We start from the raw sequence: 17,597 nt of genomic DNA, 5'->3' as shown, positions 1-17,597 counted from the left end.
GGGATGACACAAGCCGGGAGCCTCGGGCTCAGCGCACCAGCATGGAACGGGCGGCGGTGACGCTGTCCCTGGTCGATGCCCGCGGCGGAATGTCGAAGCCGCGTTGTACCGCGGGCCTTTCGCCAATCCGTTGCAGCCAGGCTTCGAGGTTTTCCAGCCCGTCGGTGGCCACGCCCGACCATTCGTGGCGCGCAACCCAGCACCAGTTGGCGATGTCGGCGATGGAATAGTCATCGCACAGGTAGTCGCGGCCTTCGAGTTGGCGGTTGAGCACTTCGAACAATCGCCGGCTCTCGTGCTGATAGCGGTGGATGGCCGCGGGGATTTTCTCGTCGAAGTAGCGGAACCACACGTTGGCCTGACCCATCATCGGGCCGAGACCTCCCATCTGAAACATCAGCCACTGGATCACGCGGTAGCGGGGTTCCAGTTCAGACGGCATCAACCGCCCGGTCTTCTCCGCCAGGTACATCAGGATGGCGCCGGACTCGAACACCACGTAATCATCGTTGTCGCGATCGACGATGACCGGGATGCGGCCGTTCGGGTTCATGGCGAGAAAGGCCGGCGACTTCTGTTCCTTCTGGCCGAAATCGACAGCGTGCACCGTGTACGGGAGGCCGATTTCCTCCAGCATGATCGAGGCCTTGCGGCCGTTGGGGGTGGCGGCGGTGTACAGATCAATCATGACTTCGGAGGATACCGCCCCGTTAATCCCGTGTCTTGCGGCCGGATTTCGCCGCCTACCCCCCGGCCCTTGTCACGGAACTGCATTATTTGTCAGTAGGTGACGGAGCGGGCCTGCCGGTGTGGGGCAGGTCGCACGGCAAACCCCTGCAAACCCTTGATTTGCGGCCATGGCGAACCTGGCACGATAACTGCATATATCTTTTCAGAAGTTCATGATCGCCACCTGCACTTCGTTGAAAAGCAAGCTGGACCCAGGCCCCATCGGGGCAGCGGCCCCCGCCAGATGCGGGGGCCGCTTCGTTTCAGGCTCCCCTTGAACCCGCTACCTCACCGTTCATTAACAGTCCCTGGCCACGGACGATATACTGTGCCCGCCCGGGAATCATCCCGGTTTTTCCATGCCAATCACGGGGGAGGGACACCATGAAGTTTGATTTCAAGAAGACATTGGAGCTCATCAGAGGCGGTTTGCTGTCACGCGAAACTACCTGGACTGAATACCTGTCCGAAAACCCGGGATGGCAACAAACCGCAATGGTCCTGACCGGGCCCCTGATCCTGCTCAATGTCGTTCTCGGCGTGCTGTTCGCGCGCATGATGGGCGGCTACACCGCCTATGGCGTGCACATGAACGTTTTCAGCGCATTGATCTTCGCGCTGGTCATGGCCGTGATAGGTTTCCTGGTGGCGGTGTTCGTATTCAACTTTCTGGCCGGCGTGTTCAAGGGCAAGACGGATTTCTCGCGGGCTTTCGCGGCCGTTTCGCTGGCCGCCATTCCGGCCTGGGTAGCCGGCATCGTCGGTGCCCTGATACCCGGCATCGGCTTTCTGATTTCCCTGGCCGGCGCCATCATGACCCTGGTCTTCTTGTACAAGATCATGCCGCTGGCGCTGGACGTTCCGTCTGAAAAGCGCGTGATGCACTTTGTGGTTTCCCTGATCGTGATTTTTCTGATCAATCTGGTGGTCGGCATGGTCATCGGCGCGGATGCGATGCGCGATCAGATGCGCGAGGGAGCTCTCGGTGATCGCGACAGCGCGGCGCCGGCGGGTGTTTTCGGAGAATGGGAACGGCAGGGCCGCTTGATGGAAGAGGCCGGTCGAGATCAATACGATCCGCCGTCCGATGGCAAAGTCAGCGAAGGCCAGGTCGAAGCCTATGCCTCGGTGCTGCGCAAGACCCGCGCCGCGCAGGAAGAGTACGGCAAAAAAATGACGGCAATCGCCAGTGAAATGGACGCCAAGGAAAAATCCGGCGATACCCCTTCCGTGGCCGATCTGGGCAAGCTCTATTCGGGAGTCGGCTCGGCGCTGAGCGCGAAGAATGCCGAAATGGAGATCGTCAAGACTGCCGGCGGCAACTGGGCTGAGCACCAGTGGGTCAAGGAACAGTTGCGGATCGCCAAGCTGCAGCAGGGCGAAGGCTCCGACGCCATCGAACACAATTACGAGTTGTACCAGGAATACGCGGACGAACTCGAAGCCTCACCCTGAGGCCTGTTCCCTGACCACTGACCACTGACCGTTTCTTCACGCCCACGGGCTTCAAACAAACCGGCACGCCGCCCCGGGCATCCGGGGCCGTGTCCACGCCACGGCCGTCCATCGCCGTACTGCCAAACTCGGACCTCAGCGCCGAACCAACCGGCGGGCCTTGCAAACCCCCGCACCGGAGGGTAACCATAGCCGGAACCCCGGAGGCCATCCGGGCCGCGGCCGAACCCGGCGAGGAGATCACCCGATGTTCGTGCGAATTCACCTGAGCGTTCTGACCCTGTTGATCGCCGGTCTCGCGATGGCCGCGGAACCCCCCTTCGAGCCGGAGACCAACGGACCGGCCGGGGAAGTGGCACCCGCCGATCGCATCCTGGTCAACGGCAACATCCTCACGGTCGACGCGGCCGACTCCGTGGCACAGGCGCTGGCCATCCGCGGCGAACGCATCATCGCGGTGGGCAGCGACGATGCGGTGGGGGAACTGGCGGGTCCGGACACCGAAATCCTCGACCTCAAGGGCCGCACGGTCACTCCCGGCCTCATCGACACGCACCTGCACTTCTCACAAGGCGGGCTGATGCGCTTGAGCACCCTCGACCTGTCGTTTCCGCGAGTGCGCTCGGTCGCCGACGTCGTCGATCGGGTGGCGGCCCGCAATGCCGAAGCCGGTGAGGGCGACTGGATCGTCGGGCGCGGCTGGGACGAGGGCAAACTGGAGGAGCGGCGTTACCTGTACGCCAGCGATCTCGACCCCGTGAGTGGTAACCGGCCCGCCTGGCTGGCGCACACGATGGGGCATTACGGGGTCGCCAACGGCCTGGCCATGACCCTGGCCGGGATCGACCGCGACACGCAGGACCCGCCCGGTGGCGTGATCGACCGCGATGCCGCGGGCGAGCCGACCGGGGTGCTCAAGGAATCGGCCATGAAGCTGGTCACGCGCCACATCCCGGCAGCCGATGCCGACGACAAGCGCGAGGCGCTGCGCCAGATGGCCCGCGCCTTGAATCGCGAGGGCATGACGGCCGCCAAGGATCCCGGCATCGGCTGGGGCCTGGGCGCCGACACGCGGGCATCGGACGAAGCCTGGCGCCTGTACCGCGAGGTCGCGGACGAAGGCGCCCTGACGGTGCGCTTGTTCGCGCTGTGGCCCAGCCCGACCAACCTGGGGGAAGCGCGCGCCCTGGTGCGGCACATCCGCGACTTCACCCGCCCCTACGACGACACGGGCGACGATCGGCTGATCTCCGGCGGCGTGAAGCTGTTCGCCGACGGCAGCGGCGGCGCGCGCACGGCGTGGATGTGGGAAGACTGGAACCGGGACGGCAGCGGCACCGACGAGGGCAACCGGGGCTACCCGGCCATCGATGCCGAAGTGCTGCGCGAGTTGATCCTGCTCTACCACAACAACGGACTGCACATGGGCGTCCATGCGATTGGCGACCGCGCCATCGACTGGGTCGTGGCTTCGTACGCCCTCGCACTGATCCACAACCCCCGCCGCGGACTGCGCCATTCCATCATCCACGCCAACATCCCCACCGAACTCGCCATCAACACGATAGCCGCCCTGCAACAACAGTTCGATGCGGCCTACCCCGAACCCCAGGCCACGTTTACCTGGTGGATCGGCGACACCTACGCCGGCAACTTCGGCGAAGCGCGCAGTCTGCGGCTGAATCCCTTTCGCACGTACCGGGACAAAGGCATCCAGTGGGGCGGCGGCTCGGACTATTTCGTAACGCCCTTTCCCGCGCGCTACGGCATCTGGGCGTCGATGACCCGCACACCTCTGCTCGGCGTGTATGGCGCGGACGCCTTCGGACAGGCCGAGGCGGTGGACGTGCGCACGGCGCTGCGCTCCTACACCCTATGGGCCGCCCACCAACTGTTTCTCGAGGACCGGACCGGCTCGATCGAACCGGGCAAGTACGCCGACCTGGCTGTCTGGGACACCGACTTCTACACCGCTCCCGCCGATGCCATCAAGGAGGCACGCTGCCTGATGACCCTGCTCGGCGGAAAATTCGTGTACCGGGCGGACGATTCCGAACCTGCGCCACCCGTGCCCTGAACCTCCGGGTGGGCAGCGCCTGCAGCCGATCCGTCCCGGGCCTTCGGGCCCCGCGACAGCGGCCCACCCGGGCCGCGTGACACGGCCGGCGCCCAGCCGCTGGACTCATGACGCTTCCGAAACTGGTCCTACCTGGCGACCGGCCCGCCTGCTACAAATACCGGGCGATAACGAATGGATTCCGTCCAGACAGCCTGCCGGGGCACGGTTCACCGGCTGTTCCCGGCGCTGCGGACACTGATTGCACGCGACCCGCGTGCCGGGAGCTCTCATGAACCGCCTGCACCTCATTCCCCTGCTCGTACTGCCTTTGGCCGCCTGCGCCCTGAGCCCACCGGCATCCGCGGATATCATCGTCAACGACGGCTTCGAAGACGGCGACGCCAACGGCTGGACCACGACGGGCAACGTTGCCGTCAACGGACTCAAGGCCATCGGCAATTACTCGCTGCGCCACAAGGGCACGGCGAATTCCGTGCTGCATGTCGCGACCACCGGCTACAGTGCTGTTTCGGTCACGATGAACCTGGCCGCCACGTCGCTGGAAAACGGCGAGGACTGCTACGCCGAGGTTTCGACCAACGGCGGCAGTGCCTGGACCCAGGTCGTGCACGTGGGCAATGGCAGTGACAACAGCACGTTTTATTCCAATACCGTCACGCCCGCGGGTGCCGACGACAATGCCGACCTGCAGCTCCGCTTCCGCGGCACCGGCGGCCAGACCGGTGACTACTGCTGGGGCGACGAAATCACGGTTTCCGGCACACCCGGCGGCATCGACCCCGAACCCGATATTTCGATCAGCGGTAATGGCGCGTTCGGCAACGTCGACACCGGCACCCAGTCCGACCGGGTGCTGACGGTCAGCAACGACGGCACCGCCAACCTCGTAATCGGGTCGCTCTCGGGCCTGGCCACCCCGTTCTCGCTGCAGGCCGATGCCTGCAGCAGCGCGACCCTGACCCCGAGCCAGAGCTGCCAGGTCACGGTACGCTTCGCACCTTCATCCACCGGATACCAGTCCGACACCCTGGACATTCCGTCCAACGACCCCGACACCGCGGTGCTGCAATTCGGGGTCAACGGCACCGGCACCGAGCCCGGTGGCGGCGGCTTCGACCCCAACTTCGATCCGCTCAGCGGCAGCGGTAACGTCAGCCGCTCGGCCTTGACTTATTCGACCCTGCAGAACGGCAGCGATCCCGGCAGCCTGGTGGACCTTTCCGCCTACAGCGTGCCGGCCGAAGCCGCCCAGCCCGACCACGTGTTCGAGGGCTCGCTGCAGTTGACCGGCGAAGCCACGGGGGGCGACTTCGACGAGCACAAGGATACCTACCGCTACACCAACAATAAGGACAACCCGCGCAAGCACCTGCCGGAGTTCGACTTCGAATTCGTGCAGACCGGCACCCACCTGTTCCCGGTCGAACGCGGCACGATGACCGATTCGCACCCGTACTGGGAGTACATCCTGGAAGCCGGGCGCGTGTGGAAGGAGAACAGTGACAGCGGCTGGAGCCGGGCCTCGATTCCCTTCACCCTGCACCAGAAAAACGCCAACTGCATGCACAACGGCGTGCTCACCTTCCTGTTCAAGGATGACGGCTCGACTTCGAAAGCCGCCTACCAGATTTCCAGCGAAACCTGCCTGTACTACAAGTTCGACATGTGGGGCCTGCTGGATGCGGACTACACGCCGGGCCCGGTGGCCAACGCCAACGACCTGCGCGCCGCCTACCAGGACGAGGTCAATGGCCGCATGCCGGTCAAACCCCTCGCGGACCTGGCCACCGACTACCCTGGAGCCGACCCCAGCCAGTTCGGCGGGCCGGCCGAGGTCGACCCCGACCACCTGACCGCAGTCGGTTTCGTCATCGACGGCACGCATTACGTGGGCGGCTGTGAAACCCGCAACGGCACCTATCCCTATTGCGACAACCTGGCGCTGCCCTCCTACTCCAGCGCCAAGTCCGTATTCGCCGGCGTGGCGCTGATGCGCATGGAATTGAAACACCCCGGTTTCATGAACACGACGGTCGCCAGCCACGTGCCGGACTGCGCCGCGGACGGTAACTGGAACGACGTGCCCTACCGCCACGTCATCGACATGGCCACCGGCAATTACCAGTCGGCGCTGTACATGAGCGATGAAGGTGCCTCGCACACCAACGACCTGTTCCTGCCGGAGGACCACGCGAGCAAGATCGATTACTCCTGTACGCAATACAGCCGCAAGGCCTCGCCGGGTTCGACCTGGGTGTACCACACCTCCGACACCTACATTTTGGGCACGGCGATGAACGCACAGCTCAAGGCGCTGGAGGGAAGCGGCAAGGACATCTTCGACGATATCCTGGTCGAGGAAATCTGGAAGCCGATCGGCATGAGTCCGGCGTCCCAGGTCTCGCGCCGCACCTACGATGGCGTGCAGCAGCCGTTCACCGGCTGGGGCCTGACCTTCCTGCGCGACGACGTCGCCAAGGTGACGCAGTTCCTGAACATGGACGACGGACGCGTCAACGGCCAACTCGTGGTCGACAGCTTCGAACTCGACGCCGCGCTGCAACGCGACCCGTCCGACCGCGGCATCGACACCTCGGCCACCGGATTCAAGTACAACAACGGCTTCTGGGCCCACGACATCGCGCCCGAAACCGGCTGCTCCGGCGACCTGTGGATCCCGTTCATGTCCGGCTTCGGCGGTATCACGGTACTGCTGCTGCCCAACGACACCGTGTACTACGTGTGGAGCGACGACGACACCTACCTGTGGGAGGATGCCGCGATCGAATCCCACCAGATTCGCAGCATGTGCCCGTAGCCTGCTGCGCGTGTCACGGCGCCGGGCGGTAACCCGCCCGGCGCCGTTTTTGGTTGCGGCCAGGTCAGTCCGGCCGGCCAAACCACCCGGCTTGAATCATGACGGGCCGGACCGGATTCAGCAGCATGCACAAGTAGCGGCTTCGCCCCGTCTCGAATTCCTGCCCGGCGCACCCCCGGCGTGCCAGCCCCCCTCTGCTTTGACTGCCCGTTTCGCGGCGCCCGACGCCACCGCCTCTCCCCTCGTGGAACAGCCCCCGGGACTTCGCGAATTCCTGTGAATTGCTTTACAAATTATTGGGTTTCGCAAAAATCTGCGACCCGAAGAATATCCCCAACTATCTGAATTAAAGAGTTTTTCCTGATTGGTACGAATCGTGCGTATATCCGGGCAGACGGGCGCCGGGTTGCATGACCCGGGCCACGAAATCTGACCAGACAGGAGAAACCTCATGCCCACAAACGCACTCACACCACCGTTCAACGAAGCCACTGCCCGCGCCAAGGTGCAGGCAGCCGAGGACGCCTGGAACTCCCGCGATCCCGAACGGGTCGCCCGGGCCTATTCGGTCGACTCGCAATGGCGCAACCGCGACCAGTTCTTCGTCGGGCGGGACGACATCCGCGCCTTCCTGACCGAAAAGTGGCGCCGGGAACTGCACTACCGGCTGATGAAGGAGCTGTGGTCGTTCACTGACAACCGCATTTCGGTGCGATTCATCTACGAATGGCAGGACGCGGCCACCGGCCAGTGGTTCCGTACCCATGGCAACGAGCACTGGGAATTCGACGACGACGGCCTGATGCGGCGCCGCGACATGAGCGCCAACGACATCCCGATCGATGCGTCGGAACGCCAGTTGCTGCACGTCGGCAACCCCCCGCAATGATCCGCAATTTTTCCGCCCAAGGCGAAGGCCAGACAGGCGAACCACGCACTTTTCGTGCACCCAGCAACAGGAGAAACCCATGAATCCATTCAAAGCCAACCCCGCCCCTGCGACCGAATCCAGCGCCTGGGATCCGCTCTACGTGGCCGAACTGATTTCGAGCGGCCGCCTCGGCGAAATCGCGATCGCTTCCGATGCCGCAGCCAATGACGATGCCGACGCTTCGTCCCGCATCGAGCGGCGCCGCGCACGCCGGGCCCGCAACGCGCGCCGCCGCGGTGGCTGGCTCGGCCTGTTCGCCGCGCTTGTGCTCTCGTTCGTCGCCCTGCCGGCAGCCGCGCAGGTGCCCGATCCGGGCATGGAGATCGATCTGCAACGCACTGCGGTCCTGATCACCGACCCGCAGAATGATTTTCTCAGCCCCGACGGCGTGACCTGGGGCGTGGTGGGCAAGAACGTCACCGAGAACGGTACCGTGAAGCACATCGAACAACTGATGAAGGCCGCCAAGAAGCAGGGCATGCCGCTGTTCATTTCGCCGCATTACTACTACCCGCACGACCATCAGTGGAAGTTCGAGGGCGCGCTGGAAGCCCTGATGCACGGCATCGGCATGTTCGACCGCAAAGGCCCGGTCAATGTCGACGGCCTTGAAGGTTCGGGCGCGGACTGGCTGGAGCGTTACAAGCCGCTGATCGAGGACGGTGAGACCATCGTCACCAGCCCGCACAAGGTTTATGGCCCGGAGACCAACGACCTGGTGCTGCAGCTGCGCAAGCGCGGCATCGACAAGATCATCCTCGGCGGCATGTCGGCCAACCTGTGCACCGAGTCCCACATGCGGGAGCTGATCGAACAGGGCTTCGAGGTCGCGGTCGTCACCGACGCCACCGCCGCCGCCCAGGTGCCGGAAGGTGACGGCTACCAGGCCGCACTGATCAATTTCCGATTCATCGCCAATGCGACGTGGACCACCCGGGAAGCCGTACGCGCGATCCGCGCCGCCCGCTAAGGGCGCCGATTACCCCCTCCGCAGCCGAAGCGTAACGGCTGCGTCCCTTGCGGCCCGCCGGTGTTTCGCACTCCGGCACTGGCGGGCCGCCTCCTTGACGGCGCAACGCCGGCCTTGTCCTCGCGGCCGGGATGCCCCCATCATGAAAGGGTATGCGCGCCCGCAACCCCAGACAGCGCCCCGAACCAGGGGCCACAGCACCCCCATGAATACCGATCAGATCATCCTGTTCGTGATTCTTCTTTTCACCATGGGCATGTTCCTGTGGGGCCGTTGGCGGCACGACATGGTTGCTCTTGGCGCCTTGCTGGTCTGCGTGCTGGCCGGCCTGGTGCCCTCCGCCGAAGCCTTTTCCGGCTTTGGCCACCCGGCCGTAATCACGGTGGCATGCGTACTGGTGCTGAGCCAGGGACTGCAGTCGACCGGGGCGGTGGATGCGCTGGCCCAGCGCGTGCTGCCAAGCCAGGGGGGCACCATGACCAGCATCGCCGCCCTCATCGGGCTGGGCGCCTTATTGTCGGCCTTCATGAACAACGTGGGTGCGATGGCGCTGCTGATGCCGATCGGCGTCCAGTTGGCGCGGCGCCACGATCTGCCGCCGGGCCGGGTACTGATGCCCCTGAGCTTTGGCACCATTCTCGGCGGCATGACCACCTTGATCGGCACGCCGCCGAACCTGATTGTTTCCGCTTTCCGCGAGGAAGCCGGCATGCCCAGTTTCGGCATGTTCGACTACTCACCGGTGGGCCTAGCCGTCGCCGCCCTGGGAGTCGTCTTCATCGCCGCGGTGGGCTGGCGCCTGGTACCGAAGCGGATTCCCGAAGATGCGGGCAGTTTCGATACCGGCAAGTACCTGACCGAGGCCCGCATCGCCCGGGACAGCAAGGCCGCCGGCATGCAACTGATCGAAGTCGAAAACGCACTGGCGGACGCCGACGCCCAGGTCATCGGCATGGTGCGTAACGACTTCCGCATTTCCGCACCCAATGCCCGGCGCATCATGAAGCCGGGCGACATCCTGGTCATCGAAGCCGACCCGGAAGCCTTGCCCAAGGTCTTGTCCGGACTCGGGCTCGAACTGCAGAAGGAACCCGGGGACTCGGAAGAAAACAAAGCGGACAAGGAAGCGGATGGCGACACTTCGGCCGATGCGAAAAAGTCGAGCGCAAACAGCGAAAGTGACACCGAGAGCTCACCACGGGAAACCGAGCTGCGTGAGCTGGTGGTGATGCCCGCGTCCGACCTGATCGGGCGATCCGCGGAGGAGATCCAGCTCCGCGCGCGCTTCGGACTGAACCTGCTGGCCATTTCCCACCGTGGCCGACGCAGCATCCGGCGGCTGCGCACCACCCGCATCCAGGCCGGCGACCTGTTGTTGCTGCAGGGCGCCCCGGGCGCGCTTTCCGGCTTTGCCTCGGCGTCCAACTGCGTGCCGCTGGCGCCGCGAAGTCTGGACCTGCCCGACCGCGGTGAGGCGCTGAGCGCGGTCGGCATCATGGCCGTGGCGATCGCCGGCGCGGCTTTCGGCCTGCTGCCCGCCGCCATCGCATTCGCCGGCGGGGTGCTGGCCTACATGGCCCTCAAACTGCTGCCACTGAGAAAGGTCTACGAGGCCGTGGATTGGCCGGTCATCGTGCTGCTGGGTGCGCTGATCCCGGTCGCCGGCGCGATGGAATCGACCGGTGCCGCGGACCTCATCGCCCGCAGTCTCCAGCAGTCGATTGGCCAGAGCGAGCCCGTCGTCACGCTGGTCCTGATTCTGATTTTGAGCATGACCCTGTCGGACTTCATGAACAACGCCGCCACCGCCGCCGTGATGTGTCCCATCGCCATCAGCGCCGCCGCCCAGTTGGGCGTCAATGCCGACACCTTCCTGATGGCCGTCGCCATCGGCGCTTCCTGTGCCTTTCTCACGCCCATCGGCCACCAGAACAATACGCTGATCCTGGGGCCGGGCGGCTTCCGCTTCGGCGACTACTGGAAGCTGGGGTTGCCGATGGAAATTCTCGTCATCGTCACCGGCATTCCCATGCTGCTCTGGATCTGGCCCCTGTAGGCCACGGCACCCGCCAACGTGGCGCGATCGCCCCAATCCGTGGATAATCGTGTCCGACACGGACGCAAGACGAATCACAGGAGAACGAGCGTGCGCAAGGAATTCGCTTTCGCTGCACTTCTCTGCGTGGTGCTGACCGGCGCCACCTCTTCAGCTACCGCGGCCTCGAAATTCACGGACCTTTCCGGAAACCCCGGTCTGCGTTCGGAGTCCGCCCTGGTGCTCGACCCCGACGGCCAGGTGGTTTACGCCAAGAACCCCGGCACGGTGCGGCCGATCGCCTCGATCACAAAACTGATGACCGCCATGGTCATCCTGGATTCGGATCTCGACCCGGACGAGAACATCACGATCACCCGGGCCGACCGCGACACCCTGCAACTCACGGGTTCGCGGCTGGGGTATGGCGCCACCCTGACCCGCCGCGAACTGATCATGCTGGCGCTGATGTCGTCGGAAAACCGCGCCGCCGCGGCACTCGGCCGCAGCTGGCCGGAAGGCCGCGACGCCTTCGTGGAGGCGATGAATCGCAAAGCCGCCGCCCTGGACATGACCGATTCGCGCTTCGCCGATCCGGCCGGCCTGAGCCCGGACAATCTGTCGACCGCACGGGACCTGGCGCGAATGATCACCGCGGCGGACGGCTACCCCCTGATCCGCGAGGCCACGACTACGCGGCGGATCGAGGTGCGGCCGTGGCGCAACCGCGGACCGCTGACTTACGTCAACACCAACCGCCTGCTGAAAAACGCCAACTGGCAGATCGAGCTGAGCAAGACCGGCTACCTGAACGAGTCCGGCCGCTGCCTGGTCATGCGGGCCAACATCGGCGGCGAAGACCTGTCCATCGTACTGCTGAACTCGTTCGGCAAGCTGACCCCGTTCGGCGATTCCAACCGCCTGCGCAAGTGGCTGTTGGCGCAACGCTGATCATCCCCGGGCCTTGAGGACGAGCCGCATCGGTCGCATCTTGGCTGCATGAACACTCGTCCCTCCGCCGGCGATTCGCCGCACCTCGTTGCGGCCTTCTACCGCTTCACCGCCCTGCCGGACTTCCGCGAGTTGCGCGAACCGCTGCAGCGGCGCTGCGAGGAACTCGGGTTGCTGGGCACCATCCTGCTGGCCGCCGAGGGCATCAATGGCACGGTCAGCGGGCCCGATGAATCGGTACGTGGGCTGTTTGAAGCGCTGGGCGCCGATCCACGGCTGGCGGAGCTGCCGTACAAGGAATCGCGGGCCGCGGAACAACCTTTTCACCGCATGAAAGTGCGGATCAAGAAAGAGATCGTGTCGCTGGGCGTGCCCGGCATCGACCCCGCCCACGAAGTGGGGCAATACATTTCCCCGGAAGACTGGAACGCGTTGATTTCGCGTGACGATGTGCGGGCCATCGACACGCGCAACGACTACGAGTACCACCTCGGCAGCTTCGAGGGCGCCGAAGATCCGCACACACGCTCGTTCCGCGAATTCCCCGCGTGGGCGGAGGAGAACCTGGATCCGGACAAAGACCGCCACGTGGCGATGTTCTGCACCGGCGGCATCCGCTGCGAGAAAGCCACCGCGTTTCTGCTGCAACTGGGCTTCGAAAATGTCTACCACCTGGACGGTGGCATTCTGAACTACCTGGAGAAGGTCGATCCGGACGACAGCCTGTGGCAGGGCGACTGCTTCGTGTTCGACAACCGGGTCACCGTCGACCACGATCTGAGCGCGGGCGATACCGAGGTGTGTCCGGCGTGCCGCATGCCGGTGACCGCGGAAGACCGGGCCTCACCGCTGTTCGAGGAGCACGTTTCCTGCCCCCGCTGCCACCACCGGCTCACCGAGGAGAAACGCCAGGGGCTGCTGGAACGCGCCCGCCAGATCGAGCTCGCCGAAGCGCGCGGCGAGCGCCACATCGGCCAGCAGCAACCCACCCGCAAGGACTGAATCGGCAAGACCGGGGCAGGCATGCAGCCGTGGTTGAAATTCCGGACCCGCCGTTCAGCTTTGGTAAGCTTGCCAGTCCAACCACTCCTGTCGAGGTCCATCATGAACCGAATCCCTCTCGTATTCGCGGCTTTGCTGACAGCTCTTGTCGCAATACCGGCCGCCGCGGACGATCACGAGGCCACGCGCGCGAAAATCGAGGCCGCCATGGCTTCCGACATTCGTCCGGAGCGCGACGTCGCCCGCGATGCCAACCGCCTGCCGCTGGAAACACTCGAGTTTTTCGGGCTGCGCGACGACATGACCGTGGTCGAACTGCTGCCCGGCGGTGGCTGGTACACCCGGATACTCTCGCCGGTCCTCGATGAGAACGGCCGTTTCTACATCGCCTACGGCGGCACGCGCATGGAAGAGGAACTGTCCGGCACCGAGGGATTCGAGAACATGCGCCGCGCTGCGGCGGACGCGAAGGTCTACCGGCCGGAAGGCTCCCGCTACTACGTGCTGGAAAACGCCGATCTGGGAGTGACCGGCGCCGACATGGTGCTGACCTTCCGCAACTACCACAACTTCAATGCCGAAGGCCGGGCCGCGATGAACGAGGCCGCTTTCGATGCGCTCAAATCAGGTGGCATCTACGCGGTGGTCGACCACACCCGCCGGCACATGCAGGCCAATGACAACGAGAACGGGCGCCGCTTCGACCCGGTGCTGGCGATCAAGGAAATCCAGGCCGCCGGATTCGAGTTCGTCGATTTCAGCGACCTGCACTACCGGCCCGATGACGAGTTGCGCTACGAGGTCGGGCGCAGATCAGTCACCGGCAATACCGACCGTTTTTCCCTGAAGTTCGTCAAACCCTGACCTCAATCAGAGGTTGAGGCACCGGGCCGGGCATGTTCCGGCCCGGCGCCTATAATGGAATGGCGGAATCGCCCGCGGGCCGGGAGTATGTGCATGTCCTTTGCGAACCCACGGAGCCAACTGCGTCGCGCCTGGCAGGCTGCCCTGCCCCTGGCCATCGCCTTGTCCATTGTGCTGGCCTGCGCCTTTACCCCGGCTGTCCGCGCCGATATTTTCGACACGCTCAAGTCGCTGACCGGCAAAAAAGACAATAACGCGGCCAGCACCGAAGAAATCGGCATGGGCCTGAAGGAGGCGCTGACCGTTGGCACCGAACGGGTGGTCGGCCAACTGGGCCAGCCGGGTGGTTTCAATCTGGATCCGCTGATCCACATCCCGCTGCCCGGCCAACTCGACAAAGTGCGGGATCTGCTGGAAAAGGTCGGCATGGATGGTCTTCTGACCGACCTCGAATCACGCATGAACGAAGCCGCCGAAGTGGCCACGCCGAAAGCGCAAACCCTGTTCGTGGATGCCATTCGCGACCTGACCCTCGAAGACGTGATGGAGATTTACAAGGGCCCGGACGACGCCGCCACGCAGTACTTCCGCTCGAAAATGTCGGGGCCGCTGGCTGAAGCCATGACCCCCATCGTCGACGACACCCTGGCGGACGTCGGCGCCGTACAGACCTATGACAAGGCCATGGACCGCTACGAGGACATTCCCTTCGCTTCCTCTGTGGACATGGATCTCACCGGCTACGTCGTGGACAAGGGCATGGACGGCATCTTCTACTACCTGGCCCGTGAAGAGGCGGCTATCCGCGAGAACCCCGCCAAGCGCACCACCGAGCTGTTGCGCAAGGTGTTCGGCGGCTGAAGGTCGCCGGCCTCCACCCCGGCGGGGGCAACCAGCCGTTGGCTCAGCCGCTCCGGCCTTCGTCCCGAACCGCCCCGCCGGACCGTCCATAGCCATACCAGTCCACCCGGCGGGTCAGGTACATCAGTCCCGCGATCGCGGCCAGCAACGCCAGTGAGCCCAGCAACAGCGCGGCATGCTCGGCGCTGACCAGTACATACAGCAGCCCATACGTCACCGCCATCATCAGCCCAACCAGAACGCCCCGCCTGCGACCACCGAGCACCACACCGGTATAGGGCGCGACGATGGCCAGCAGCAGGCCGGCGGCCAGCGCGAAAGCGGCCGCGAAGGGCAGATATTCCGACAGGGCCAGCAAAACCAGGTAGAACACCGCCAGCGCAGCGCCGGTGAGTACGTAGGGAACCGGGTGCAGCGGCCGGCCGGTCATCACCTCGAACAGAAACAGCGTGAAGAAGGTCAGACTGATGAACAGAAAGCCGTACTTCACCGAACGCTCATTGCGCTGGTAGGCATCGACCGGGGTCTCCAGGCGCAGGCCGAAGGCCGACATCGCGAGTTGCTGCCAGCCCAGGTCCTCCAGGTGCCAGGTGCCCGCGAACGGGCGATTGAGGCCGAGCAGGGTCCAGCGGGCGGTGGTGGTTTCCGTGATGGTCCGTTCGGCCGGCAGGAACTGGCCGATGAATTCCGGATGCGGCCAGTCGGCCTCCAGGCTGACCCTGGTGGTGTCTGCCAGCGGCAGGAATTGCAGGCTGTGGCTGCCGGCCAGGCGCAGGTTCAGGCGATACGGAATGTGCTTGCCCGTGTCATCCGGGTCACGATCCGCCCACAGCCGGGCGCGGTCGGACGCTTTCAGGGTGAACTGAAGTCCGAAAATCCCGCAAGCGGCCGCACCGGCGTCCAGCGGACGCGCCGGGATATCGATGTCCCCCAGCCGCAGGTCCGACACGTCACGCACGCCGCGCACATCGGCCAGCGGCAGCCACAGCACGAGATCGCCATCGGCCGCGGAATCGCGCAACAAAGCCGGGTCGACGACGCCACTCACGCTTATCCCGGTGGTGTAGACCGGCACCTCGTAAATGCCCAGATAGCGGAATTCGGTGGTGAGCCGAGCCTCGAGATCAACCTCGGGCAATACCTGTGCGCGCCAGTTCTGGCGCGCATCGGTGCCGCGTGGATCGCGGGTTTCTACCGTACTCTGTGACAAGGCGACCAGGCCGCCGATCATCTGACCGCCACCCCAGCGTTGCGCGATGGTCGCCTGCGCCTGATGTTGCATGCCCTGGCGCTCGTCAATGACGCCGCGCACCATCACCAGCGGTATCAGCATCACCAGGCTGAGCGTGCCGACGAACAGCAGCTTCAAAGTCGCCTGGTTACGGTCGATCAGGTGGGGAACGTTCATCGCAGCTGCCCTCCGCATGGCATTGGCGGGCATGATGGCCATGCCCGCTGCGAAGTAAAGCACCCAGGTGAGGCACAGCGACGGCTGACCGGTGGCCGGATCGGGGCAGCGGGCTGCCGAACCGGTGGCCAGGGAACCCGGGCGGTGCTACCAGCCTTCGAGCAGCCCGCCGTCAGCGAAGTCCCAGATAAAGTACACGTAGCCCCGCCAGTCATAACGGTCGGTGTCGTTCACGGGCAGTTCCACGCCGACGTTCAGTGCGATATTGCCGCGCTTGTTGAGGCCGATGCGGGCCTGCGGGAGCACGGAAAACTGCAACGCGTCCCGGCGCCCGCTGCCGCTGCCTCGGTCGAACGGAACCTCGGCGACGATTTCCAGCGCCGGAAACACGTTGCGCGGCCAGCTCGTATGCGTCCAGTGCACGATGCCGGCGAGTTCCGCGCTGCTCTTGTCCGAGTCTTCCAGGTCGAGTTTCAGGCGGCCGCTGCCCTGGAAGGTAAACGCATCACTGAGGACTTTTCCAACCGCGAGATAGGGCAGCAGTTCCCAGTTTGCATCTGCATTCAGGGGAATGCCGATCTGGGCGGCGCCGGTCAGGATGAAACCGGCCGCCTTGTCGTGTTTGAGCACGTATTTGAAACCGGGTTCGAGGTGGCCGAATTCCGCGTTGCTGCCTTCAACCTCGTGCGTTACCTCCATGATGCCCTGGGCGCGCCGGCCAATGCGGAATTCATACTCCAGGGTGTTTTTCCACGCATTGTCGCCATCCTGGCCTGTGTAGCGCTGCTTCCAGACCCATTCATCTTCCGGAAAGGCCTTCTTGGTCCGGATCGGCAAAAACAGATTGAGTTCGCCGTCCGGGTAATCGTGCTCGCCACCCAGCGTGGTCTTGATGTAGGCCAGCACCGAGTCGATGTCCTCCTCCGTGAGCGCGTCACCGAATGCCGGCATCTGCTCGGAAAAACCCAGCGCCGGGCCACCGTGGGTAATCACGATTTTCCAGTCCGACGCGGGCTCGCGGCTGTTGAACAGCTGGTCGGAGAAATTCGCCGGCACGATGCCGAGGCTCTTGACCAGCGGCGAGTCCGGATCCGGACGGCCTTGCGGGCCATGGCAGGTGACGCAATTCGCCGCGTAGATGGCTTCGCCGCGGCTCAGGTCCGCGGCATTCGCCGCCAACGCGACGGCGGACAGCAGCAAGGCGCCAAACGGCCGGAGAAATCGAATCGCGAGTTGCATGCAGGAACTCCAGTCAAGGAACCGACTTCTCACGGTGACACAGATCGAAGTCGCCTGCGTTGACCCGGCTCAGGCTCCGGCCGCACTCAGGTAAATGCCGCCTGGCGGGCCGACCCCCGCGGCAAGTTGGGGCTGTCCGGATTGACAGTGATGGAGCGGCTTCGCGGGTGTACGATCAGGCCTGCGGGGATTACTGAGTTGTATGCTGGCGCTCACGAGTCCCATGGTGGCATCCGCCTCCTGACCGGTCAATT

13 protein-coding genes are annotated in these 17,597 nt (G+C 64.6%); 10 read left to right on the top strand and 3 right to left on the bottom strand.

The annotated features are described in order from the left end of the window. Positions 1-28 precede the first annotated feature (28 nt). Entirely contained in the window at positions 29-688 is a 660-nt protein-coding gene (locus V3330_RS10210) for a glutathione S-transferase family protein (RefSeq protein WP_354695316.1), read from the bottom strand. A gap of 425 nt (positions 689-1,113) precedes the next feature. Here V3330_RS10210 and V3330_RS10205 point away from each other — a divergent pair, with 425 nt between their 5' ends. The 10 genes from V3330_RS10205 to V3330_RS10160 all read left to right on the top strand — a co-directional run bounded on the left by V3330_RS10205 (position 1,114) and on the right by V3330_RS10160 (position 14,696). Continuing rightward, complete coding sequence (locus V3330_RS10205; RefSeq protein ID WP_354695315.1) at positions 1,114-2,184, top strand: Yip1 family protein; 1,071 nt, start codon at positions 1,114-1,116, stop codon at positions 2,182-2,184. A gap of 247 nt (positions 2,185-2,431) precedes the next feature. Further along, the gene (locus V3330_RS10200) at positions 2,432-4,261 is read left to right on the top strand and encodes an amidohydrolase (protein ID WP_354695314.1); all 1,830 of its coding nucleotides are present in this window, start codon (positions 2,432-2,434) and stop codon (positions 4,259-4,261) included. Positions 4,262-4,532: 271 nt separating this feature from the next. Continuing rightward, positions 4,533-7,082: a choice-of-anchor D domain-containing protein gene (locus tag V3330_RS10195; protein WP_354695313.1), complete on the top strand. Its 2,550-nt coding sequence runs from the start codon at positions 4,533-4,535 to the stop codon at positions 7,080-7,082. Between the two features lie 451 nt (positions 7,083-7,533). Continuing rightward, positions 7,534-7,971, top strand: a complete 438-nt coding sequence (locus tag V3330_RS10190) for a nuclear transport factor 2 family protein (RefSeq protein ID WP_354695312.1) — start codon at positions 7,534-7,536, stop codon at positions 7,969-7,971. Between the two features lie 79 nt (positions 7,972-8,050). Further along, a complete protein-coding gene (locus tag V3330_RS10185) occupies positions 8,051-8,983 on the top strand; it encodes an isochorismatase family protein (RefSeq protein ID WP_354695311.1) in 933 nt (310 codons plus the stop codon). Positions 8,984-9,188: 205 nt separating this feature from the next. After that, positions 9,189-11,039, top strand: coding sequence for an SLC13 family permease (locus V3330_RS10180; protein ID WP_354695310.1), 1,851 nt, complete (start codon positions 9,189-9,191; stop codon positions 11,037-11,039). A 90-nt stretch (positions 11,040-11,129) separates the two neighbouring features. Continuing rightward, entirely contained in the window at positions 11,130-11,969 is an 840-nt protein-coding gene (locus V3330_RS10175; RefSeq protein ID WP_354695309.1) for a serine hydrolase, read from the top strand. Positions 11,970-12,017: 48 nt separating this feature from the next. Beyond that, positions 12,018-12,971 carry an oxygen-dependent tRNA uridine(34) hydroxylase TrhO gene (gene trhO, locus V3330_RS10170; protein WP_354695308.1) on the top strand — a complete coding sequence of 318 codons (954 nt, stop codon included), beginning with the start codon at positions 12,018-12,020 and terminating at the stop codon, positions 12,969-12,971. A gap of 102 nt (positions 12,972-13,073) precedes the next feature. After that, a complete protein-coding gene (locus tag V3330_RS10165; protein WP_354695307.1) occupies positions 13,074-13,835 on the top strand; it encodes a class I SAM-dependent methyltransferase in 762 nt (253 codons plus the stop codon). A gap of 93 nt (positions 13,836-13,928) precedes the next feature. Then, positions 13,929-14,696, top strand: a complete 768-nt coding sequence (locus V3330_RS10160; RefSeq protein ID WP_354695306.1) for a DUF4197 domain-containing protein — start codon at positions 13,929-13,931, stop codon at positions 14,694-14,696. Positions 14,697-14,739: 43 nt separating this feature from the next. Here the strand turns inward: V3330_RS10160 and creD are convergent, their stop codons facing one another. Both creD and V3330_RS10150 read right to left on the bottom strand, forming a co-directional pair. Then, positions 14,740-16,104, bottom strand: coding sequence for a cell envelope integrity protein CreD (gene creD, locus V3330_RS10155; protein ID WP_354695305.1), 1,365 nt, complete (start codon positions 16,102-16,104; stop codon positions 14,740-14,742). Positions 16,105-16,251: 147 nt separating this feature from the next. Then, entirely contained in the window at positions 16,252-17,343 is a 1,092-nt protein-coding gene (locus tag V3330_RS10150; RefSeq protein WP_354695304.1) for a c-type cytochrome, read from the bottom strand. Positions 17,344-17,597: the final 254 nt, after the last annotated feature.

Source organism: Elongatibacter sediminis (assembly GCF_037892215.1).
Lineage (GTDB): Bacteria > Pseudomonadota > Gammaproteobacteria > Xanthomonadales > SZUA-36 > Elongatibacter > Elongatibacter sediminis.
Note: the sequence above shows the minus strand (reverse complement) of the source record. Positions and strands in the feature narration are given on the sequence as shown.